This window comes from Microbacterium sp. LWO13-1.2, from assembly GCF_038397725.1.
Classification (GTDB): domain Bacteria; phylum Actinomycetota; class Actinomycetes; order Actinomycetales; family Microbacteriaceae; genus Microbacterium.
Genome location: NZ_CP151634.1, coordinates 952985 through 973063, shown reverse-complemented (window position 1 = coordinate 973063; position 20079 = coordinate 952985). Strand labels below are relative to the sequence as shown.

Annotated in this window: 13 protein-coding genes and 1 pseudogene; 8 read left to right on the top strand and 6 right to left on the bottom strand. The window is 67.2% G+C overall.

What is annotated here, in order from left to right; all coding sequences use genetic code 11:
- Positions 1–67 precede the first annotated feature (67 nt).
- A complete protein-coding gene (locus MRBLWO13_RS04540) occupies positions 68–1594 on the bottom strand; it encodes a hypothetical protein (RefSeq protein ID WP_341976617.1) in 1527 nt (508 codons plus the stop codon).
- Positions 1595–1836: 242 nt separating this feature from the next.
- On the opposite strand from MRBLWO13_RS04540, the gene MRBLWO13_RS04535 reads away from it, so the two are divergent.
- The 7 genes and pseudogenes from MRBLWO13_RS04535 to MRBLWO13_RS04505 all read left to right on the top strand — a co-directional run bounded on the left by MRBLWO13_RS04535 (position 1837) and on the right by MRBLWO13_RS04505 (position 9386).
- Positions 1837–4770, top strand: coding sequence for a Na+/H+ antiporter subunit A (locus MRBLWO13_RS04535; RefSeq protein WP_341976616.1), 2934 nt, complete (start codon positions 1837–1839; stop codon positions 4768–4770).
- Positions 4770–5267: pseudogene (locus MRBLWO13_RS04530) on the top strand (Na(+)/H(+) antiporter subunit C); the annotation flags it as partial. The gene MRBLWO13_RS04535 and the pseudogene MRBLWO13_RS04530, both read left to right, overlap by 1 nt.
- A 188-nt stretch (positions 5268–5455) precedes the next feature.
- Positions 5456–7009, top strand: a complete 1554-nt coding sequence (locus MRBLWO13_RS04525; protein ID WP_341976615.1) for a Na+/H+ antiporter subunit D — start codon at positions 5456–5458, stop codon at positions 7007–7009.
- Positions 7006–7578 (top strand): Na+/H+ antiporter subunit E, encoded by a 573-nt coding sequence (locus MRBLWO13_RS04520; protein ID WP_341976614.1) that lies wholly within the window; start codon positions 7006–7008, stop codon positions 7576–7578. The genes MRBLWO13_RS04525 and MRBLWO13_RS04520 overlap by 4 nt, the downstream gene beginning before the upstream one ends.
- Positions 7575–7844: a monovalent cation/H+ antiporter complex subunit F gene (locus MRBLWO13_RS04515; protein WP_341976613.1), complete on the top strand. Its 270-nt coding sequence runs from the start codon at positions 7575–7577 to the stop codon at positions 7842–7844. Before MRBLWO13_RS04520 ends, MRBLWO13_RS04515 begins: the two co-directional genes overlap by 4 nt.
- Entirely contained in the window at positions 7841–8230 is a 390-nt protein-coding gene (mnhG, locus tag MRBLWO13_RS04510) for a monovalent cation/H(+) antiporter subunit G (RefSeq protein ID WP_341976612.1), read from the top strand. Before MRBLWO13_RS04515 ends, mnhG begins: the two co-directional genes overlap by 4 nt.
- 217 nt (positions 8231–8447) lie before the next feature.
- The gene (locus MRBLWO13_RS04505; protein WP_341976611.1) at positions 8448–9386 is read left to right on the top strand and encodes a hypothetical protein; all 939 of its coding nucleotides are present in this window, start codon (positions 8448–8450) and stop codon (positions 9384–9386) included.
- 49 nt (positions 9387–9435) lie between these two features.
- Here MRBLWO13_RS04505 and MRBLWO13_RS04500 read toward each other — a convergent pair whose 3' ends face one another.
- On the bottom strand, positions 9436–10203 hold the full coding sequence (locus MRBLWO13_RS04500) for an alpha/beta hydrolase (protein WP_341976610.1): 768 nt from the start codon (positions 10201–10203) through the stop codon (positions 9436–9438).
- 48 nt (positions 10204–10251) lie between these two features.
- On the opposite strand from MRBLWO13_RS04500, the gene MRBLWO13_RS04495 reads away from it, so the two are divergent.
- Positions 10252–11604: an MFS transporter gene (locus MRBLWO13_RS04495; RefSeq protein ID WP_341976609.1), complete on the top strand. Its 1353-nt coding sequence runs from the start codon at positions 10252–10254 to the stop codon at positions 11602–11604.
- Here the strand turns inward: MRBLWO13_RS04495 and MRBLWO13_RS04490 are convergent.
- The 4 genes from MRBLWO13_RS04490 to MRBLWO13_RS04475 form a co-directional block, all read right to left on the bottom strand.
- Positions 11601–14228 carry a penicillin acylase family protein gene (locus tag MRBLWO13_RS04490; protein ID WP_341976608.1) on the bottom strand — a complete coding sequence of 876 codons (2628 nt, stop codon included), beginning with the start codon at positions 14226–14228 and terminating at the stop codon, positions 11601–11603. The genes MRBLWO13_RS04495 and MRBLWO13_RS04490 overlap by 4 nt on opposite strands.
- Before the next feature lie 113 nt (positions 14229–14341).
- Positions 14342–16525 (bottom strand): YhgE/Pip domain-containing protein, encoded by a 2184-nt coding sequence (locus MRBLWO13_RS04485; protein ID WP_341976607.1) that lies wholly within the window; start codon positions 16523–16525, stop codon positions 14342–14344.
- Positions 16522–19413, bottom strand: a complete 2892-nt coding sequence (locus tag MRBLWO13_RS04480) for a YhgE/Pip domain-containing protein (RefSeq protein ID WP_341976606.1) — start codon at positions 19411–19413, stop codon at positions 16522–16524. The genes MRBLWO13_RS04485 and MRBLWO13_RS04480 overlap by 4 nt, the downstream gene beginning before the upstream one ends.
- Complete coding sequence (locus MRBLWO13_RS04475; protein WP_341976605.1) at positions 19410–20021, bottom strand: helix-turn-helix domain-containing protein; 612 nt, start codon at positions 20019–20021, stop codon at positions 19410–19412. Before MRBLWO13_RS04475 ends, MRBLWO13_RS04480 begins: the two co-directional genes overlap by 4 nt.
- Positions 20022–20079 lie beyond the last annotated feature (58 nt).

Genomic DNA, 20079 nt, shown 5'->3' with positions numbered 1-20079 from the left:
GCCTTCCTCGCGCTCGGAATCGCACTCGGTCCCGACGCGAGGAAGGTGTTGCCTGATCGGGCGGAACCTAGCTGTGCGGAGTTCCGAGAGGAAGGCTCGTCTCACCGAAGTCGAGGATCGAATAGCGCCCGCACTGCACGACCTCGCCGGGGATCGCGGCCACCGGCAGTTCCCACTGCACGGTGCGCGAGTCCTCGATGAGGAACGAGACCCCGGAGACGGCGAAGTCGGTGCGATTCACCAACCAGGCGTACCCGTTCAGCCGATGATCGACCTGCACGAGCTGCGTGGGATCTTCCAGATGCAGTTTCGGCAGTCGCACGGTCCAGAACTGTCCGGCACCGGGGCGATCCGCCTCGTTCACCCAGTCCGTCACGCAGACGAGATCCGCGTCCGGACGCGCGGCGGCCGAGGCGAGTCGGGGGATCCCGAGCATCCCGCCGATCAGGAGGAGCACGACGGCGGAACCGAGAACGGCCTGCGGCATGAGCAGAGGGCGCGCGAACGGGATGCGAAGGGCACGCGGGGCCGCGACCAGAGCCAGTACCGGCGCGAAGGCGAGCGGCTGCAGGTACCGGGCCGCGTGCGTGCCGAGCGCGATCGCGCCCACGATCACCAGAACCGGTGTCACCCAGGCGATCAAGGCGACGAGATGTGCACCGCGCTCGCCGAAGGGTTCCGCGACGGAGCGGGCGCTCAGCCCCGCCGCCAGGGCGATCAGCGCCAGGAGCACCAGGGCCGCGAGCCACCCTCCGGGTGTGGTCAGCCGCTCACCGACGAGGCCTGCGTAGTATCCCAGCGACTGCATCCACTCCGCGGGCTGTGCGTACGAAGCACCGGTGTTCGCGATCCATGCTGAGAATGGAATACGGCCGAGGAAGCCCACGGCCGTTCCGACGATCAATGTCGCCGAGAGCACCAGAATGAGACCGCGACCAGGTCGTCGGAGCGCGAAGATCGCGAGCACCAGGGTGAGCGGCACCGTCGCCCAGACCGCGTAGAGCGGATTCGAGATCGTCGAGACGACAGCAGTCGCGAACAGCGCGAACAGCAGCCACGGGTGCGGGCGCTCACGGTCGAGGGCGCGGCGCAGCATGCCGACCGTCGCCACCACCGCGACCACGGTCGCAGAGTAATAGGTCGTCGTGAGCTGCAGCGAGGCGAGCTCGAGCGCATCCCGCGACGCGGACGCCTCCGTCATGGCGACGACGCCGAAGACGAGGAGCGCGAGCAACGACCAAGCCGCCGGTGCTGCGCCCTCTCGCCGACGGCCGGCGACGAGCCGCAGCGCACCGTAGAGAGCGACGAGGTTGAGAACGCCGTTCGCCGCCAGCACCCCGTTCACGTCGAAGGGCAGCACGACCGAGAGCGCCGCGAAGACGGCGGTCTCCGGCAGGAACAACACGCTCGACATCGCCCAGTCGAGAGGCTGCCCGTCCACGAGAGCGCGCGCGATCATCGCCACCACGAGCGAGTCCCCGTCGCGGAACAGCAGCTCCGAACGGGCGGATGCCGCCACCTGCGCCGACACGAGCAGGGAGACCGCGACCGCGCCGAGCCAGCCGGCCGCTTCCCGCATCCATCCCCCGCGCATGCGTCAACTCTCGCACGGGACGGCAACCGGTTCGTTTCAGTCCACCTGCATGACCGCACCACGGATGCCGGGTGAATCAGACGTGTGTGGTCCTGCATCCGTGCATCCGCCCTGCAACTGTGCCGTGCCCGTAGCACGCTCCGGTGAGTGCTCCGAAACCCAGAGGCAACATGCGCCCCGTAAACTGGAAGCAGATCCGCCCGCCTGTGCCGTATGGCCGACGAGCCCCGAGGAGTCGCACGATGCTGATGCTCCTCGCCGCGTTCCTCCTCGGATCGCTGCTCATGCCCGTTCTCGTCCGCTGGCTCGGCGCCCGCGCGTTCGCGATCGCCGCACTCGTGCCTGCCGCAGCCTTCGTTCAGGCCCTCGTGGTCACCCCGCAGGTGCTCGATCCGCAGGCCACGCCGTTCGAGACAGTGCCGTGGATCCCCCAGCTGGGACTCGAGCTCTCGATGCACATGGACGTTCTGGGTTGGGTGCTCACCCTGATCGTCACCGGCGTCGGCGCCCTCGTACTGCTCTACTGCCGCTGGTACTTCCACGACGACGCCACCGGCCTCGGTCAGTTCGCCGGCGTGCTCCTCGGCTTCGCCGGGGCGATGTACGGTCTCGTGCTCACCGACGACCTGGTCATGCTCGTGATGTTCTGGGAGGTCACGAGCATCCTCTCCTACCTGCTCATCGGCCACTATCGGCGACGTGCAGCCAGCCGTCGTGCCGCCCTACAGGCGCTGCTGGTGACGACGCTCGGCGGGCTCATCATGTTCGTCGGCGTGGTTCTGCTGGTGGTGGATGCCGGAACGACGAGCATCACCGAGATCCTCGCGCTCGCGCCGACCGGCCCGGTGGTGGATGCCGCGATCGTGATGCTTCTCATCGGAGCGATCAGCAAGTCGGCGCTGTTCCCGTTCCACTTCTGGCTGCCGGGGGCCATGGCAGCGCCCACCCCGGTGAGCGCGTATCTGCACGCGGCCGCGATGGTCAAGGCCGGCATCTACCTCATCGCCCGATTCGCGCCGATCTTCGCCTTCACCGGTCCCTGGCGACCGATCGTCATCTCCCTCGGCGTGCTGACGATGCTGCTCGGCGGCATCCAGGCGCTCCGCGAGACCGACCTCAAACGCATCCTCGCCTTCGGGACCGTCAGTCAGCTCGGTCTGCTGGCGATCGTGGTCGGCTACGGCAGCAAGGCCACGGCCCTCGCCGGCCTCGCACTCGTGATCGGGCACGCGTTGTTCAAGTCGGCGTTGTTCCTCATCGTCGGAGTCATCGACCGTCAGCTGTCGACGCGCGACATCGACGAACTCTCCGGAGTCGGGCGGCAGGCACCGGTCATGGCGACGGCGGCATTCATCTCCATCGCCTCGATGGTCGGAATCGCCCCGACCGTGGGTTTCGTGGCCAAGGAGTCCACGCTCACCGCCCTGCTCGATGCCGCTGTCGCCGGCGAACCGTGGGGCCTGGTCGCCATCATCGGCGTCGTTCTCGGATCCATGCTCACTGCGGCATATGGCGCCAGGTTCCTGTGGGGCGCTTTCTGGACCAAGCGCGACGAGCGCGGCGACCGGGTGCCGGAGACAGCCTGGCCCGATCCGCCGGTCGGCTTCCTCTCCGCCCCGATCGTGCTGGCCGCAGCGACGATCGCCGCGGGGATCGGCGCCCCCGTGCTCGACGTCGCCCTCCGTGGCTACGCGATCACCGCCGAAGCCCCGCTCTCCCGGGAATCCGACCCGGGTCATCTCGCGCTCTGGCACGGGTTCGAACCGGCGCTGGGCATCTCGATCCTCTCCATCCTGCTCGGCATCGGCGTCTTCGTGTTCACGCGGCGCAGCGGCTGGGATCGCAAGGCTCGAGTGCTGCCTTTCACCGCCGCCGACGCCTACTACCTCGTCATGCGCGGGGTGGATCGACTCTCGGTGCTCAGCACCACGTTCACGCAGCGCGGTTCACTGCCGGTGTACGTCGGAACGATCTTCGTGGTCTTCGTCGCGGCGGAGGCGACAGCGCTCATCGCCAGCGACGTCGATCGCTTCCAGCTGTCGGCGTGGCACACTCCGGCGCAACTGGTCGTCGCGCCGATCATGGCCGTCGCCGGCGTCTTCGCCGTGCGCGCACAGAAGCGCTACACCGGCGTGGTGCTCGTCTCGGTGACCGGACTCGGCATGGTCGCGCTGTTCGCGACGAGTGGTGCCCCCGATCTCGCCCTCACTCAGATCCTCGTCGAGACGGTCACCATGGTGACGTTCGCCCTGGTTCTGCGGCGGCTGCCCGCTCGGATGGGCGAGCACAATGCGTCCGTCGGGCGCATCCCGCGCGCCCTCCTCGGCGTCGGCGTCGGAGTGACGATGGCGCTGGTCGCGGTCGTCGCCACCCAGTCCCGCATCGCCGACCCGATCTCGCTCGCCTTCCCCGAACTCGCCTACGACCTCGGCCATGGCAAGAACGTGGTCAACGTCGCGCTCGTCGACCTGCGCGGCTGGGACACCATGGGCGAGCTGTCGGTGCTCGTGCTGGCGGCGACCGGTGTTGCCTCTCTCGTGTTCGTCACGCACCGGGCCGATCTGCTCGCGGCGACCAAGACGCTGCCCAAGAGCAGTCGCCGAGGAGCACGCCATCGGCCACTGGTCGAGACGACCAGAGGCATCCGCATCCAGACGTCGGAGAACCGCAGCAGCCCCAGGGCGTGGCTGGTCGGCGGGCCGAACATGAAGCCCGAGAACCGGTCGATCCTGCTCGAGGTGATCGTCCGCATCCTCTTCCACACCATCATCGTGGTGTCGATCTTCCTGCTCTTCGCCGGCCACAATCTGCCGGGCGGCGGCTTCGCCGGCGGGCTCGTCGCCGGGATGGCGCTCGTGATGCGCTACATCGCGGGTGGCCGCTGGGAGTTGGGTGCGGCTGCCCCCACTGACGCCGGTCGCCTCCTCGGAGCCGGCCTCATTCTCGCCGTCGGGGCCGCGGTCGTGCCGCTGTTCTTCGGCCTGTCGCCGCTCACGAGTTCGTTCTGGGAGTGGGAGATCCCGGTGCTGGGCCATATGGAGTTCGTCACCTCGACGATCTTCGACATCGGCGTCTATCTCGTCGTGATCGGACTGGTGCTCGACGTACTCCGCAGCCTTGGCGCCGAGGTCGACCGGCAGGCGCAGGACATGCGTGCGCGGGGGGTGAACATCTGATGGATGTCTCGCTCACCCTGATCGTGATCATGGCGGTGCTCTTCGCCTGCGGTGTCTACGCGATGTTGGAACGCAGCCTCACCCGGGTGCTGATCGGATTCCTGCTGCTGGGCAACGCGACGAATCTGCTGCTGCTGATCGTGATGGGCGTACCGGGCGAAGCGCCGTTCCACGGCGCCGACGGACGTGTGAGCGACCCGCTGCCCCAGGCGCTCACTCTCACCGCCATCGTGATCACGTTCGCCGTCTCGGCATTCCTGCTCGCGCTCATCTATCGTTCCTGGCAGCTGGGTCAGGCCGACACCGTCGAGGACGACGAGGTCGACATCGCTCTTCGCGCCCGTACCGATGCCGACGAGGACGTCATGGAGGACGAGGGCGACGAGAGCGACGAGGATGCCACGACCGACTTCGTCGGAGTGCAGACATCGCCGATCACCGTCCTGCACATGCGCGACCATCCGGCCATCCACGATGATGCGCCGATGGACCGACCCATGGACCGGGTCGAGCGGTCGAAGCCCGCGTCCTCTCGGTCGTCGAGCGAGTCGGAGGCACCCTCTCGGTCGTCGAGCGAGCCGGACGCTTCTTCCCGGTCGTCGAGCGAGCGAAGCGAGACGAAACGCATCGATCCAACCCCGGACGTCCAGTCCCCGGCATCCACCGACGAAGAGGAGGACCGCCCATGAGCGCGCTCGTCCCTCTTCTCGTCGCCCTTCCCCTGCTCGGCGCCGCGATCACCCTCGTGTTCGGGCGGAACGCACGCCTGCAGGTCATCGTCACGGTGGCCACCCTCGCCGCCGTCTCGGTGATCGCCACGATCCTGCTGATCGCCGTCGACGGCGGCTCGGCACTGGCCGTCTCGGTCGGCGGCTGGCCGGTGCCGTTCGGCATCGTGCTCTACGTCGACCGGCTCTCGGCCCTGCTGGTTCTGGTCTCCAGCATCGTGCTGCTCGCGGTGCTGCTGTTCTCGATCGGCCAGGGCGTCGCGGACGGCGCAGACGAGACGCCGATCTCGATCTTCAACCCGTCGTACCTCATCCTCGCGGCCGGAGTGTTCGACGCCTTCATCGCCGGTGACCTCTTCAATCTCTACGTCGGATTCGAGATCCTGCTCGTCGCCTCGTACGTGCTGATCACTCTCGGCAGCACCGAATCCCGCATCCGCGCCGGCGCCGTCTACATCGTCGTCTCCCTGGTGTCGTCGATCCTCTTCCTCGCCGCGATCGCGATGATCTACGGCGCGCTCGGCACCGTGAACATGGCGCAGATCGCCGAACGGATGGCCGAGCTGCCGCAGGAGACCCAGCTCGTGCTGCACGTCATCCTCGTGATCGCGTTCGGCATCAAGGCGGCCGTCTTCCCGGTGTCGTTCTGGTTGCCGGACTCCTACCCGACCGCTCCCGCCCCGGTCACCGCGGTCTTCGCCGGATTGCTGACGAAGGTCGGCGTCTATGCGCTGATCCGCACCGAGACCCAGCTGTTCGCCGAGAACAGCATCGATACCGTCCTGCTCATCGTGGCTCTGGCGACGATGATCGTCGGGGTGCTCGGCGCTGTCGCGCAGGCCGAGCTGAAGAGGATCCTCTCGTTCACGCTCGTCAGCCACGTCGGCTACATGATCTTCGGTCTGGCGATCGCGACCCCCGCGGCCATCGGCGCGACGGTGTACTACATCGTCCACCACATCGTGGTGCAGACGACCCTGTTCCTCGCCGTCGGACTCATCGAGCGTCGGGCGGGCAGTACCTCGATCCTGCGGGTGAAAGGCCTGCTGAAGGTCGCACCGGTCATCGCCCTGCTCTACTTCGTTCCGGCCATCAACCTCGGGGGCCTCCCGCCGTTCTCCGGTTTCATCGGCAAGTTCGCGCTGTTCGAGGCAGCGGCATCCGTCGGCACCCCCCTGATGATCGTGCTCATCTTCGGCGGCATCCTCACCTCCCTGCTGACGCTGTACGCGCTGATGCGCGCGTGGAACCTGGCGTTCTGGCGCGAGGAAGAGGACTCCACCGAGACCGAGGGACGCATCTCGCACCTCGGCAATGCACCGGCGGCCGACGAGCAGCAGGAGCGGCGCCGCATCCCCGCGATCATGACCGTCGCGACGGCCGGCATGGTCGCCGTCACCGTATCGCTGTCGATCTTCGCCGGGCCTCTCTATGCGCTCTGCGACCGGATCGGCGCCGCGCTTCTCGAACCGATCAGCCTCGTGCAGCTCGAAGACGAGGTGGGGTCATGACTCCGGACAACCGTCGCAGCGTTCTGCACGGCATCCGTGCGCAGCTTCCGTTCCTGGCCTGGCTGGTCGTGCTCTGGATGCTCCTGTGGGCGCAGTTCACCGTGCTCTCCTTCGTCAGCGGGCTGGTCGTCGCGATCTTCGTCACCCGAGTCTTCCGGCTGCCGACCGTCGAGCTGTCAGGGCGGATCAACTTCTGGTACGCCGCACTGTTCGTCGTCCAGTTCCTGTTCGCCGTCGTGCAGGGCGCACTCAGCGTCACGGTGCAGGTGTTCGACTTCCGCCGTCAGCCGGGGGCCGCGATCATCGCCGTCCCGCTGCGATACGCCGACGACCTGATGATGGCGCACGTCGCGGTCGTCTCGTCGCTGATCCCCGGGTCGCTCGTGGTGGAGGCCGATCGCGATCGCCGCATCCTGTACCTGCATGTGATCGGTGTCCGCAGTCACGATGACGTGGAGAAGCAGCGCGCCGGCGTGCTGCGCTGGGAGCAGCGGATCGTCCGGGCGCTCGGCGACCCGGCGCAGTACCGTGCACTCAAAGCCGACGAGCGAACGGGAGGCGTCCGATGAACATCGTGCTGACGGCGATCATGGTCGTGTTCGGGCTTGCGGCGATCCTCACCGTGATCCGGATCGTGCGCGGCCCGTCGATTCTCGACCGTGCCGTGGCATCCGACGTGCTGCTCACCGAAGTGATGTGCGTGCTCGGTGCCGAGATGGCGATCAACGGCCACACGCGCTCCATCCCGGTGCTCCTCACCATCGCCGCCGTCGGCGTCTTCGGGTCGATCGCGGTCGCCCGGTTCGTGGCGAGAAGGGATAACACGACCTCATGAACGTCTTCGGTCTCGAGATCCCCGACGCCATCGTCGACGTGACGGTGCTCGTCCTCATCCTCATCGGAGCACTGCTCTGCCTGTCTGCCGCTGTGGGTCTGCTGCATTTCCGCGACGTGCCGTCGCGCCTGCACGCCGCGACCAAACCGCAGGTGCTCGGGCTCGTGCTGATCTGCGCGGCGGTCGCGCTGTCGCAGCGCAGCATCGGCGGCATCCTGATCGGGCTCGTGCTCGTCGCCCCCATTGTGCTCATGCAGTTCGCCACCGCCCCGCTCTCCGCCCATATGGTCGGTCGGCAGGCCTATCGCAACGGCACCATCGAGCAGCGAAACCTCGTGGTCGACGAGCTCGCCGAGTCGAAGCGCACCCCGCCCGCCGCGGGGTAGGCAGGGGTCGGTCTCTCTCAGCGTTCACAATTCAGGAAGAACGTGGCCATTCGCGCGCGCGAAGACCCGCAACGACGTGTGTTGGACCAAACTTCCTGAGTTGTGAACGGGTGCGTGCGTCTCGACTCTTCCTCCACATCTGTGTCAGCCCGGATACTTGTCCACATCGGGAGGATTCACACACCGCGCCAGCGTCGTGGGCGAGATCCTGTCCGGCATGGAACTGACGCCGAAGCAGATTGCCAGAACGCTGTTCGCCCCCACGGTCTTCAGCCGGGACGATCTTCTCTCCCGCGGATTCTCGCCACGGCAGCTCACCACCGCAGTGCGCAGCGGTCGGCTGAAGCGGCTCCGCCGGGATCGCTACGCCCGCCCAGAAGTGCCGCTCGAGATCGCCGAAGCAGTGAGAATCGGCGGACGTCTCACTTGCCTTTCTTTGCTCAAACTTCTCGGGATATTCGTCCTGGATGTCACGAAAGCGCACGTGCACGTCCCGCGCAACAGCTCGCGACTGACGGCGCCCACTGGAGGCACCTGCAGGCTGCATTGGGGGCTCACCTCGTCTGCGGAACCTCGGCACGTTACGCCGCTGAACGACGCCATCCGACATTCGCTGCGCTGCCAGACCTCCAGAGCGTCGTTGGCGACATTGGACAGTCTGGTCCACCACCGTGTGGTGACCATGACGCAGCTCGAGACGATCTTCTTAGATCTTCCCTCCAGGTTTCATGCGCTGCTCCGCCTGATCGATCCGTCAGCGGCCTCCGGTCCCGAAACGTTCGTGCGATTGATGCTGCGCACGCTGGGTGTGCCGTACGAGACCCAGGTCGAGATTCCTGGCGTCGGTTTCGTCGACTTCCTCGTGGATGGTTGGTTGATCATCGAGTGCGACAGCAAAGAGTTCCATGAGGGCTGGGGAAAGCAGAAAGAAGACCGCTATCGAGATCTTGCCGCGGCCCGGCTGGGGTACATGACGATTCGGCCGCTCGCTTCTGACGTGCTCTATCGCGCAGCCGAGGTCCAGGAGGCTCTGCGACAGATCATCGAGGTGCTCGGACCTCGCTTCTCCCCGCAGTCGCGTTCAGTTCTCAGGAAGAATCCTCCGCGCCGGGGTCGCCTCCGCGTCTCAGGCTTCGATTCGACCAAGGATTCCTGAGTTATGAACAGGCGCACAGGGCGCAACCGGTCGGGGCCGGCGGCCGACCTCAGATCCGGTCTGCGAAGCGCCGGATGAACTCTGCCGCAGGCCCGGAGTCGCTGATCAGCGTGCTGTGGCCGTGCCCGTCGATCTCCCGCAGCTCGGCTTCGGGGATCGCGGAGACGATGTCGCGGCACCAGTCGATCGGCGCGAGCGGATCGGTCTCGCCCCGCAGCACCAGCGTCGGCTGCACGATGCGCCCGTACGCACGCTTGGCGTCGTGGACGACGGTCGCGCGGATCTTCCTGATCAGATGCGGTCCGCCGCGGAGGTACTCCCGTGCACCCCGCCAGAGCACGATCGGTCGTTCGCCGATCAGGTCCCACAACAGGTAGGAGGCTTGGGCGCGGATGCTGCGCGCGGCACTGTTCACGGTGGGCCCCGCGAGCACGACACCGGCGACGAGCTCGGGATGCCGGTTCGCCAGTTCCGCGGCGATCTGGCTGCCCATCGAGTGTCCGATCACGACGATCCCGGTTTCGCCGATGCTGCGCAGATACGCCGCGACAAGATCGGCGTGACGTTCCATGGTGAGGGTGCGCGTCGGCTCCGGGGCCTCGCCGAAGCCCGGAAGGTCGAACGCGATCACGCGGCCGTGGCCGTCGAGTCTCCGCACGACGTCGAGATACACGCTGCGCCCCATGCCGATGCCGTGCAGCAGGATGAAGGTGTGCTCCCCGCGGCCGAAGGTCTCGGCGATCAGCGTGCCACCGCCGTGCTCGAACTCGACGACGGAGGCGGGAGCGTCCTGAGGCGCGAGCAGGCGTTGCGGCATCCGACCACGCTATCCGACCGGGCTGACCGCCGCGTGCGAGGATGAAGGGTGCTCTCTTCAGAATCCGCAACCGACGAGATCCCGGTGGTGGAGCCGAAGAAGGGCCTGTTCGCCCGGATCGCCGACGACCTGAGCGACCCCGTGCTCCGAGCGCTGGTATCGGCGACCGCCGTCTCGCGGATCGGCCGAGGTGTCTTCCTCGCCGTCACCGTGCTGTTCTTCACGCAGATCATCGGGCTCTCCGGCGGTGAAGCGGCCGTGGTGCTCGCGGTGTCGAGCGGGTGCGGCGCCGTGGCCTCCTTCCTCGGCGGCTGGCTCGCCGACCACTGGAGCGCGAGGCGCCTGACCTTCGGCTTCGAGGTGCTGGCCGGACTGATGCTGGCGGCGTACGCGTTCGTCGGCGACTTCGTCTCCGCGCTCGTGCTCGCCAGCCTGTCCGGCTTCTTCGATTCGATCGCATACTCGGCGCGCGCAGCGATCATCGCGCGCGGATTCGCCTCCGAGCGCCGAGTGCACGCCCGTGCCGTGCTCCGGACCGTCACCAACGTCTCGATCGCGGTGGGCTCCGGATTCGCGGCGATCGCGCTCGCACTCGGCACCGCGGAGGCGTATCGCCTGGTGATCGCGGCAGCAGGACTGCTGTGCGCTTTCGGGTCGTTGCCGCTGCTCCGGCTGACCGCAGCGGTCGACGCGCCGTCGCGCTCCCGCCTCGCGCCGGTGCGCACGGAGACCGGCTCGATCGACGTCGAGGCGGCCGCCTCGGCAGCGGCGGAGCACAGCGACTGGCGTCGGCGCTCGCCGTGGCGCGATCAGCGGTACCTGCTCATGTGCGCCCTCTCGGCGATCTTCGGGATGCAGTTCGGTGTCGCCGAGCTCGGAGTGCCGCTGTGGATCACGCAGAGCACCACCGCGCCGGAGGTGCTCGTCTCGGTGATCCTGATCGTGAACACGACGCTCGTCGTGATCTTCCAGGTGCCGGCCTCGCGCGGCACCCACGATCTGAGAGTCGCCGGCAAGGTCACGCTGATCGCGGGATGGCTGATGCTCGTCGCCTGCGTCGTGTACGCGCTCGCCGCGGGGCTGCCGACGTGGTTCGCGATCGCCGTGATCCTCGCCGCCGCCGTCGCCCACACCTTCGCCGAGATCCTGTCGCAGGCCGGGTCGTGGGGCCTGAGCTTCGAACTCGCCGACCCGGTGCGCGCCGGCGCCTACCAGGGTGTGTTCGGCATGGGCTTCTCGCTCGGTGCGCTGGCCGCTCCGATCATCGTGAACGCCACCGCGATCAGCCTCGGCCTCATCGGCTGGGTCATCCTCGGCGGGATCTTCCTCGCCGCGGCCGTCGGCATCTGGCTCATCGCCCGACGGGCCACCGCGGCATCCCCGGTTGGATCCGCGATCTAACCGGCCGGAGTCAGCACCAGGGTTTCGACGGTCGCCTTGGCCACGGCCTTCGCCGTGAACGGCCAGGGGTTCTGGATGCCGGCTGCCCAGTCCGTGGTCTGATCGGTGTAGTTCGCGTGGAACGCGTGCCCGGAGGCACCGGTGAAATGGTTCCAGGTGGAGGCGTCGAAGTCGGACAGGTCGACCACCATGCGCATCGACGGCACCGTGGTCGTGGCGTAGGACGTACCCAGCTCCCAACCGGTCGCGTTCACGATCGACGAGCCTCCGCTCACCGGGAACGGACCGCGGTTGAAGAGGGCCTCGATGGGTGCGATGCCGGACGACCCGAGCGTGTCGCTGGTGAGGGTGATCGCGTGCAGATCACCCCAGTTCCATCGCGTCATCGCATCGCCCTGCAGGGTGACGAGTTCCCGGTATGCCTCCTCGGCGGAGAGGGCGAGCATCTCTTCCATGCCCTTCACCCCGATCTTCTGGTTGGTCCAGAGCGGGTCCGACGGATCGTCGAGGAGCGCGGCGAGCACGGTGGACATGCGCCCCTGGTCTCCGAGGGGCAGGGCGGTCTCCCGCTCGGCGAACAGGTTCTGCGCGAGGTTCGACCACAGGACGTTCGCATAGGCCGCGGCCGCCGACGACGCCGAGTTCTGGGCATCCCAGGTGAGGAGCAGGTCCACGGCTGCTGCGGTACCCGCGCCGTCGACGTCGACATCCGACATCGCGATGGCCAGCTGCTTGCCGACCCACATCTCGTTGTCCATCTGGATGGCGCGCATGTCCTGAGCGGTCAGAGGGGCGGTCGCTGCGCGACGCTCGATCAGATGCGCGATCCGGGCCGCTCGGTAACCGTAGTCCCAGTCCCGGGAGAGGAAGTAGTCGTAGTCGTCTGTCACGATCGCGTTGTTCGCGGTGACGACGTATCCCGAGCTCGGGTTGTACGACACCGGCAGTTCGTCGAACGGGATGAATCCGGTCCAGTCGTAGCTGCTGTCCCAGCCGGGCTGCGGCATCCATCCGTCTCCCGCCCCGCGGATCGGCAGGCGCCCTGGTGTCTGATAACCGATGTTCCCCTCGGAGTCGGCGTAGATCAGGTTCTGGGCCGGCACGTCGAACAGCGACGCCGCGCGGCGGAAGTCGTCGAAGTTCTGCGCCGTGGAGAGTGCGAAGACGGCGGTCGATGCCGTGCCGGGGTCGAGCGCGGTCCAGCGAAGACTCACCGCGTACTCCGCGTCGTCCCCGCCCGCCGGGGGAGTCGCTCCGGCGGTTCCGAGAGCGGGTACGGGGTCGTCGGCGATCGCCGTGAAGTCATCCGCGAGACCCGAGATGATCGGACCGTGCACGGTGGAGCGGATGGTGAGCTCGATGTCGTCGCCGCCAGCGACCTTGATGGTCTCGGTCCGCTCCTCGAGCGGGACGAGAGCGCCGTCGCGCCAGTACTGGTCGCCCTCGATCCGCTCGACGTAGAGGTCGGTGACATCGGTGGTGAGGTTCGTGAACCCCCAGGCGATCTGCGCGTTGTGGCCGATGACGATGCCCGGGAGTCCGGAGAACGAGAAGCCGCCGGCATCGAACGGGCAGGCCTCGTTCACTTCGGAGCACTTGAGCTGCACCTGGTACCAGACCGAAGGCAGGGATGCGCCGAGGTGCGGGTCGTTCGCGAGGAGCGGCAACCCGGTCTCGGTGAGTGCGCCGGAGACGACCCACGAGTTGGAGCCGATTCCTTCTCCGATATCGCCCACCAGCACGCTCGCCGCCTCGATGACGCCTGACGTCTCCTGCCACTGGACCGTCGTCGACGCCTGCTGCAGTTCTCCGTCGCCCATCGGGCCGGTGGAGGCCGCCTCGGCGCCGGTGTCGAGAACCGGCAGCGTGGAGATCTTGGGGACGATCACCGGGTTTTCGCCGAACGGGTACGCCGGGTAGAGCTGCTCGAGAGTGGCCTGCGCCGTGTCCTCGTCGAGCGTCGCGGCGAGCAGCGCACGATCGGTCTCGTCTTCGACGTTGCCTCGGAGGTCCCAGGCCATCGCCTTCAGCCAGGCCACGGAATCCGCGGGTTCCCACGGCTCAGGGGCATAGTCCGGGTTCTGCATGCCGATGACGGCATATTCCAGTGAGAGCTCGGCACCCGAGCGGGAGGAGAGGTACGCATTCACGCCGTCTGCATAGGACTCGTAGTAGCTGAGGGTCGTCTCGTCCATCGCCTCGACCTCCTGCTCGGCGACGTCTCGCCAGCCGAGCGTGCGGAGGAAGGCATCCGTTCCCGCCTGCGATTCGCCGAACATCTCGGCGACGCGCCCGCTGGTCACGTGGCGGCGGAAGTCCATCTCGAAGAAGCGGTCCTGCGCGTGCACGAATCCCTGGGCGTAGAACAGATCATCGGTCGAGTCGGCGGTGATGGTCGGCACACCACGTTCGTCGCGCTGGACGGTGACCTCGGCCTTCAGCCCTTCGAGCGCGACCTCGCCGGCGGTCTGCGGGAACGAGCGCTGGATGGTCCAGGTGACGAAGAACGCGGCACCGACGGCGAGCACGACGATGGATGCGATCACGAGGAACGCGATGCGGCCGACGCGCACCCCTAGCGAGGGTCGGGAGGGTGCAGCTGTCGCCTGCGAATCAGTCGTCATCGTTGAGAGCTCTTTCGGGTAGCGTGCTGGGACCCAGTACCAACAAGCCCCGGTGCGCGTTTCAGGTGGCGCGCCCTCGAATCATACCTACCGAGGCGGCGACGGCACGCGCGTCACATGAGTTTCGTGGACGCCAGGGCGCGCAGCAGCTTCTTGTTGAAGCCGATGAGCGGCAGGCGCAGCACCAGGCCGAGCAGCAGGGCGGGCAGGATGAACGCGGACAGCAAGCCCAACGAGACCCAGAAGTCGTTGTTGTAGATGCCGGCGATCGCGGAGCGCATCGCGTTGACCGCGTGCGTGGCAGGCAGGAACGGACTGACGTTCTGGAACCACTGCGGAAGCACCTGCAGCGGGTAGGCGCCACCGGAACTGGAGATCTGCACGACGAGCATCAGCACGGCCAACGCCTTTCCCGCGTTTCCGAATGTCACCACGAACGTGTAGATGATCAGTGTGAACACCAGCGACATCACCCACCCGGTCAGGATGAGCAGGAACGGATGCTCTGGCTGCACCTGGGTGAACAGCACGCTGCCGAGACACACGAGCGTGCTCTGCAGGAACCCGACGAGCGCGAAGATGCCGAACCTGCCGAGGTACGTCTGAGTGGGGGAGAGGAGAGGGAGCTCGGAGGCCCCGCCCTGCGGAGGGTCGACCCGGATCGACACAGAGATCAGGAGAGCTCCAACCCAGAGCGCGAGCACGGTGTAGAGCGGAGTCATCGCCGCGCCGAAGCTGACGACCGAGAAGACCGGGACCCGCTCGAGCGACACGGGTTCCGCGAGATGGGTTGCCAGCGCCCGCGGATCCGCACCGATGACCTTCGTGAGTTCGCTGAGGTCACCGGTATCGATGGCCTTCGTCAGCGCGGCCGCGAGGGCATCGAAACGATCTGCTGTCTCGGTGAGCGAGCCCCAGATGTCGGTCGTCAGCGACTCGGCGTCCGCCAGAACCGTGCTCAGGGAGTCGGATCCAGAGAGCGACTCCGCCACGGACGAGAGATCGTTGCCGATCGAGTCGATGTTGCCGCCGATGACGGCGAGCGTCTCGGCGAGCGCATCGAGTTTCGGCTGCAGGCTGCCGGTGTAGGCGTTCTGAGCATCCTTCACGGCAGCCTTCGCCTCGGCGATCAGGCCGGTGATCTCGGCGTGCGTGGCCTGAACGTCGGCATCGGTGTCGGTGATGTGCGTCGCTGCTTCGTCGAGGCGATCGTGCAGCTCCTGCTGTCGCGCGATCGCGCCATCGATCCGCGACACGGCCCGATCGAACGAGTCCAGCGCCGACTCGGGCAGGAGCGGGCGAACGTCGTTCACCAGGGTGTCGCGCAGCTCCTGCTGCTGGTCGATCTGCGTCTGCACCCGGGCCGCCACGGCTCGGATCGTGTCGGCCGAGCTCTGCGACTGCGCACTCATCGACGAGAACACGTCGTCGACGCTGTCGGCGACGGCCTGATAGCTGTCGGCCGTGCCGGACAGGGCGCCGCCGAGCGTCGCCGCCGTCGAGGCGAGGATGTCCTTCAGCGACTGGGCGGCATCTTTCCCATTGCCGAGTGCGCCGGTGGCGCCGCGCAGCGCATCGCCGGACGCCGTTGCGAGCTCGGAGGCACTGTCGACCAGGGGTCTGCTCGAGGCGATCAGAGACGTGAACATGTCGGCCGTCGCCGAGCCGGCGCGCAGTTGCGCGGCGACTTCGCTGACGTGTGCCTGCAGGCGCGACAGCGTCGCCTGCGTGTCGGCGTCGTCGAGATACGTGGACAGCGAGGTGATGATGTTCAGGCCGGCCTCGCTGAGCTTCTCCGTGAACACCTCGTTGATGGTGGTGGAGACCTCGCCTGCACCCTGCTCGGTGATCTTCGGAGCGAGGGCGTTCTTCTTCTCGTTGGTGTAGTACTCGATCTCGGTGCGCTCGGCGCCGTTCGAGTAGAACGTCATCATGTCGGCGCTGAAGGTCGGCGGAAGCACGATCGCGGCGTAGTACTCGCCGGATTTCGTGCCGTCGATCGCCTCTTCCTTCGAGGTGAACACCCAGTGCAGATCGTCGTTCGCGCGCAGCGCCGACTGCACCTGCTCGCCGACGTTCAGGCGGATCGGAACAAGATCGCTCTGATATCCCTCGTCGGTGTTGGCGACCGCGACGGTCAGGTTCTTGGTGTTCTCGAACGGATTCCAGCTGGCCATGACGTTGAACCATGTGAACAGCGAAGGGATGATGACCAGCCCGAACAGCACGATGACGGCCATGACGTTGCTCGTCGCCCGGCGCAGGTCGTGTCGGAACACCTGCAGGATGTTCTTCATTCGCGCTCCTGCCGTTCCTGATCGGGGCCATCGTCCGGCCGCTTCGTGTCGTCTTCCGTGTCGTCGAGATCGGCGCCTTCGTGTCCGGAGGGCCCATCGTCGGCGGATTCGCCGGGGAGCCCGGCATCCGACTCCGCCTGTTCCGCGACCGGTTGGGTCGCAAGCTCCTCGGCGTCGTCCTTGTCCGGTGTCGGGTCGGGATCGTTCGCGAAGAGATCTTCCAGAACGGCGGTGTCGTCGGCGACCACGTGCGGCCGCTCGAGCACGGCGGTGCGCGCGGTCGAGGTCGCGGCGTCGGTTGCGTCGTGAGACACGGGGAGAAGAAGCGCATCGCGCCCGATCTCGACGGCCAGCGCATCGCGCAGATCGGCCTCCGGCATCTCCCCCACTTCGGCGGCTTGCTGGATGCTCTGCTTGACGTACTCGAGCGCGACCAGGACGGCGATGAGGATCAGGCACCACAGTGCCCACAGGCCGAGCATCGTCACCTTCGCTTCCGGGAGCAGCCAGGCGACGAGGCCGAGCAGCGCCATGACGGCGACCCCCACGATCAGCGTGAGTCGCAGCAGGGTCGGGTACCGGTCGGAGAACCGTCGAACGCGTTGGGCGACCTCGGCGCGGTAGCCGTCGCCGTCGGTCAGTGCGCGGATGATCTCCGGCGTCCGGCGGCGACCGGTGATCTGCACGTCCTCGCTCACCAGCAGGTGGCTCTCCGCCAGCCGGCTGTTGAACAGAAGCGCGAAGTTCCCCAGCCGTCGACGCAGGAACAGCCCGAGTGTGAATGCCAGCACGACGAAGACGGCGAGCGCTCCCATGAACTGCCAGTAGTGGCCGTCGCAGAAGCCGCTGATGGTCTCACGGAGTGCGTCGATGCCGTAGGTGAACGGCAGGAACGGGTACAGCCCGCGGAAGAAGTCCGGCATCATCTCGATCGGGTAGAGCCCGGATGCTCCCGGGATCTGGAAGATCACCAGCAGGATGCAGAGTCCCTTGCCGACGTAGCCGAAGCACACCGACAGCGCGTAGATGATGCTGAGATAGGCCAGGCCGATGAGCACACCGGTCCCGACGAACGCGAACGGGTTCGCCGTCTGGACGCCGATGACCAGGTTGCCCACGCAGACGAGCACGGCCTGGAACACGGCGATCGATGCCAGCAGCATCCAGCGTCCCAAATACGCTTGCCGCACGGAGACGCCTTCCACACCCTCGGTGTCGACCTCGAGACGCATGATGACCATCAGCACGAACGCGCCGATCCACAGCGACAGGTTGGTGAACAGGGCGGCCATCGCCGAGCCGTAGGCCTTCGTGGGGAACAGGACGTTCTCGTGCACCTCGACAGGGGAGGCCATGAACTGCGCGATCTGTTCGGCATCCAGTCCGCTGATCGTGCTGAGCCGATTCCAGATGTCGGCGGCGCTGAGCGCCAGCACATCGGTGCGCACACCGCCCAGTCCGGACTGCGCGGTGACGAGGTTGCCGTCGAGGGCGGTGAGTGCCTCGGCGGTCGCCGCGAGCTGAGTCCTCATGCCGGTCAGCAGGTTCTGTGCCTGCGTCACCTGGGTGCGCTGTGCGCCCAGGGCTGACGAGAACGCATCCGCACTGGAGGACAGCGCCGACATCGCACGGTTGAGTTCGGGGACGCTCTGCATGAGCGCATCGCGGATGGTGCCCGCCGAGGTCGCGGCGGTGCCCACGGCGGTATTGACCGTGTTCGCGGCCGCCTTGACCGAATCGATCGTGCTCGAGACGTCGCTGTTCAGTTGCTTCAGCTGGTCGAGCACCTGCTGGTCGGCGGCGTTGCGTTCTTTCAGGTCGTCGATCGCCTTGCTGAGCTGTTGGGCTGCCGCGGAGCCGGGATCGGTCTTGTCGAGGACGGCCTGCAGCTCGCCGAGCGCTGTGCCGTTGGCCTTGATCACGGCGGAGAGGTCATCGATCGCAGAACCCACCGCGACGTTCGCCTGTCGCAGGCTGGTCGACAGGGTCGCGATCGAGGCGTTCATCTTCGAGGACGCGTCGGCGAACAGGGTGGCCCCCGAGACGTAGGCGGATGTCACCTTGTCGGTGAAGGTGAGCAGTTCCTGCTGCGCCTCGGCGGCGATGGTCTGGGCCTGGGCGACGGCGCTCTGCACCTCGCCGAGCGTGTTGTCGACCTCGCCCAGCGTCGACACGGCGCCGTCGAGCCTGGTCTGCGCATCGGTGAGCCCGGTCTGCAGTCTGGTGATGCCCTGGCGTGCGGTGCTGACCTTGCCGACGGCGTCATCGAGGGCCGTGACGGTGGTGTCGCGGGCATCGCCCAGTCGGCCTTCGGCGTCTTCACCGGCATCCTTCAGCTGCCCGGTGACGGCCTCGGCGACCACCGACACGAAGGTGCTGTTGATCTGGGTGTCGAGCGTCGAGGCGCCGACATCGGTGATCTTCGGGGCGATGGCGTTCGCCTTCTCGTTGACGAAGTACCGCAGGACGGGGCGCGTGAACTCGCCGCTCGTGATGCTGATGAAGTCGCGGCTGAAATCCTCGGGGATGACGATCGCCGCGTAGCTCCGCCCGCTCCGGACGGCGTCCATCGCGTCGTCCTCGTCCATGAACTCCCAGCCGAGCTGGTCGTTCTCCTTGAGCTGGCTGACGAGTTCGCCGCCCACGTCGATGTCACCGGTCAGATCCGATGTCGCTCCGTCGTCCTGGTTCACGATCGCGACGCTGACGTTCTGGGTGTTCGCGTACGGGTCCCAGAAGGCGACGATGTTGAACCACGCGTAGAGGGAGGGCGTCACGATGACGCCGATGATGATGATCCACGCCTTGCTCACGCGGGCCAGTCGGCGCACGTCGCGCCGGAAGACGCTCCAGGCGTTGGGCATGTGGCCGTCGATCGGCGACATCATGCGTCGACGCTGATGTCGGGGTGTGCGGCGAGGAGCTCGTCGGCCTCGTGCCAGGACAGCCCGGCGATCGAGAGCACGACGCGGACGGCGAGGCTTGCGGCGCCCGCGCTCGCCGCATCGGTGCGAGCGACGACGGTGCGGGCCATCTCTTCGATGAGCCGCGCGAGCGTCGGGGCGGCCAGGTCGGTGCGGAAGCTGCCGTCACCCTGCCCACGGGTGACCAGAGCGGCGACGGCGCGCCGCAGCGGGGCGAGCGCCGCGGCGGTGTGCTCGACATGGGCCTCGTCGAGTGCGAGCGCGGCGGCGACCTGCACGTGCGCGGCCTCCTGCCAGAGGCGTGCGGCGAGGCGCGCGAGGGCGAGTCGGGAGTCGGCGTCAGTGACGGACTCGGCGATGGCGTTGAAGCGCTGGGCTCCGTTGGCGATGAGCTCTCGGATGAGAGCGTCGCGGTCGTCGAAGTGTCCGTACAGGGTGCGGCGCGAGAGACCGGCGCTGCGGGCGATCACATCGACCGAAGCATGGGGGTCGTGGGCGAGCGTCTCGCTCGCGGCGGCGAGGATGCCGGCGCGGTTCGCTCTGGCATCGCTGCGGGGTGCACGGGTGGACATGCGTCCATCGTAGCTAACATGCACAGTCATGTGCAAGATAGTTCGGCGGACTCACAGC

What these genes read in the sequence shown, in the direction of transcription:
- MRBLWO13_RS04520 (WP_341976614.1), top strand. Translation starts at nt 7,006, where the DNA reads ATGACTCCGGACAACCGTCGCAGCGTTCTGCACGGCATCCGTGCGCAG.
- MRBLWO13_RS04515 (WP_341976613.1), top strand. Translation starts at nt 7,575, where the DNA reads ATGAACATCGTGCTGACGGCGATCATGGTCGTGTTCGGGCTTGCGGCG.
- MRBLWO13_RS04490 (WP_341976608.1), bottom strand. Translation starts at nt 14,228, where the DNA reads ATGACGACTGATTCGCAGGCGACAGCTGCACCCTCCCGACCCTCGCTA.
- MRBLWO13_RS04540 (WP_341976617.1), bottom strand. Translation starts at nt 1,594, where the DNA reads ATGCGCGGGGGATGGATGCGGGAAGCGGCCGGCTGGCTCGGCGCGGTC.
- MRBLWO13_RS04535 (WP_341976616.1), top strand. Translation starts at nt 1,837, where the DNA reads ATGCTGATGCTCCTCGCCGCGTTCCTCCTCGGATCGCTGCTCATGCCC.
- MRBLWO13_RS04480 (WP_341976606.1), bottom strand. Translation starts at nt 19,413, where the DNA reads ATGATGTCGCCGATCGACGGCCACATGCCCAACGCCTGGAGCGTCTTC.
- MRBLWO13_RS04485 (WP_341976607.1), bottom strand. Translation starts at nt 16,525, where the DNA reads ATGAAGAACATCCTGCAGGTGTTCCGACACGACCTGCGCCGGGCGACG.
- MRBLWO13_RS04505 (WP_341976611.1), top strand. Translation starts at nt 8,448, where the DNA reads ATGGAACTGACGCCGAAGCAGATTGCCAGAACGCTGTTCGCCCCCACG.
- MRBLWO13_RS04500 (WP_341976610.1), bottom strand. Translation starts at nt 10,203, where the DNA reads ATGCCGCAACGCCTGCTCGCGCCTCAGGACGCTCCCGCCTCCGTCGTC.
- MRBLWO13_RS04475 (WP_341976605.1), bottom strand. Translation starts at nt 20,021, where the DNA reads ATGTCCACCCGTGCACCCCGCAGCGATGCCAGAGCGAACCGCGCCGGC.
- mnhG (WP_341976612.1), top strand. Translation starts at nt 7,841, where the DNA reads ATGAACGTCTTCGGTCTCGAGATCCCCGACGCCATCGTCGACGTGACG.
- MRBLWO13_RS04525 (WP_341976615.1), top strand. Translation starts at nt 5,456, where the DNA reads ATGAGCGCGCTCGTCCCTCTTCTCGTCGCCCTTCCCCTGCTCGGCGCC.